The organism is Adlercreutzia aquisgranensis (assembly GCF_943193145.1).
Taxonomy (GTDB): Bacteria; Actinomycetota; Coriobacteriia; order Coriobacteriales; family Eggerthellaceae; genus Xiamenia; species Xiamenia aquisgranensis.
Window position 1 is genome coordinate 1 of sequence record NZ_CALPDA010000023.1, and the last position, 1,938, is coordinate 1,938.

Consider the following 1,938-nt stretch of genomic DNA (forward strand, 5'->3'; position numbering starts at 1 on the left):
AGATTTCTATTTAGTTGGAAATATATGAAGCAGTGCCATGACGCAAGAGGCTGATGAGGTCATCAAGCATGGCGATAGTCATAACAGTTAAGCCTATACCTGAATCCGTGAGACCGGCCCCCGGAAGCACTTCTAACCCACTGACCTGCATGGCAATATAGCCATTATCGCCATTCACCCAGACAGTGCCATGCCCAACATAAAGTTCCGCGCCAGTCGCCGCACCCTCACCAGCCACGCCGGGCTGTCCATCATCGGGCAATGCTTCGAGATCGCTGGCGTCGACAGCATCGACAGCCGCTTCCCCACCACGCTGGGCATGCGCACCAGTGACGTGATCAAGAGCTACCTGGGCCTGCTGTGTCTGGGCATGAGCGACTATGACGCTGTCGAGAACTTCCGCCGCGACAAGCCCTTCCAACAACTGCTGACCCTGCAGAAGGTGCCGAGCGCGGCGACGTTGCGACAGCGGCTGGAGAAACTTGCCGCCAACGACCTGCAGGCACGCACCGCCACCTGGTCCACGACCCTGCTGTCACTGATCGAAGCACCGATCACCGCCGAGACGACGCACGTCTGCCTGGACATCGACACCTTCGTCATGGACAACAGCAACTCGAAGAAGGAAGGCGTCTCGCGGACCTACCAGAAGGTCGATGGCTACACCCCGATCGCCGCCTATCTGGGCAACGAAGGGTGGTGCCTGGGTCTGGAACTGCGGCCTGGCAAGCAGCACACCATGAAGGAGAGCAACGCCTTCCTGGAGCGGGTACTGCCTCGCGCCCAATGCCTGACCAGGCAACCGATCCTGTTACGCGAGGACAGCGGCTTCGACAGCCAGGCGCACCTGGCGCTTCTCGAACAGCAACGCCAGGTCTTTGCCGACGAGGGGCGCCGGCTCGACTATGTCGTCAAATGGAACCCGCGCGGCTCGGCCACGGCTGATCGAGATACCTGGCTGGCGGTGGCGGCGGACTACTGGGAAGAGCTGCGTCCTGGCAAGCGCCAGGCGCTGTGGCCGCAGACCGTCTCGATCCACGACGACAACAAGACCGAATACGTCGTCCAACGCGTGATGCGCCTGGTAGAGCGCACCGCCGATCGCGATGGCCAGTTGCTGCTCGAACCGGACTATGAGTTGGAAGGCTGGTGGACCAGCCTGGACGAGGCGCCGGAGGCGGTGATCAAGCGCTACCAGGCGCATGCCACCCATGAGCAGTTTCACAGCGAGATCAAGACCGATCTCGACCTGGAGCGCTTGCCGTCCGGCAAGTTCGCCACCAACGATCTGATCCTGCATCTCGCCCAGTTGGCCTACAACATCCTGCGCCTGATGGGACAGCTGGGCATGACCGGCGAGCTGAGCCCGGTTCGCCACCCGGCCAAGCGGCGCCGGCTGCGCACCGTGCTACAAGAGCTGGTGCACCGTGCGGCTCTCGTGATTCACAAGGCACGGCAGATCATCCTCGACGTCGGGCAGGATATCGGGCGCATGACGGTGCTCAAGACGCTGCGGAGCCGACTGCGTTATCCACGAGGAACGCCATGCTGACCGTCAATCGGCGACACTCTATCCACAAGCAGTTCCAAGCGACACGCGATCGCCAGATATGTCGTGCCTGGCGGGTGGAAAGGCATGACAAAACGGGCCGTCAGCACCGATCAGCACGGTGGGTTTTGGCAATAACGGGCTTGCGAAAGCCAACTTGCACGGGGCGAATGATCAAAAAGTGCTCGCTGGCGGTGATAGGGAAAGTGTCGGCGCCGGCTTCACGGATTCAGGTTATAGACATCTCCGACGCTCAAAGCAATGGATTCATGTACCGAATCTCTCCGATGGATAGTGACTATAAGAATGACTACTTCTTGCATGACCGTACTTTGCCCGACCATCTGGTTTAACGTTGCCAGGGAGGCCAGATCTGCGCGCCTGCCTAC

At 60.4% G+C, this 1,938-nt stretch carries 1 protein-coding gene; it reads left to right on the forward strand.

The features are described from left to right. Window positions 1–190 precede the first annotated feature (190 nt). Window positions 191–1,552 (forward strand): IS1380 family transposase, encoded by a 1,362-nt coding sequence (locus tag NFR41_RS10405; RefSeq protein ID WP_016915294.1) that lies wholly within the window; start codon window positions 191–193, stop codon window positions 1,550–1,552. The last annotated feature ends 386 nt before the right edge of the window (window positions 1,553–1,938 follow it).

Coding starts and splice junctions, on each gene's coding strand:
- NFR41_RS10405 (WP_016915294.1), top strand. CDS start 191: ATGCCCAACATAAAGTTCCGCGCCAGTCGCCGCACCCTCACCAGCCAC.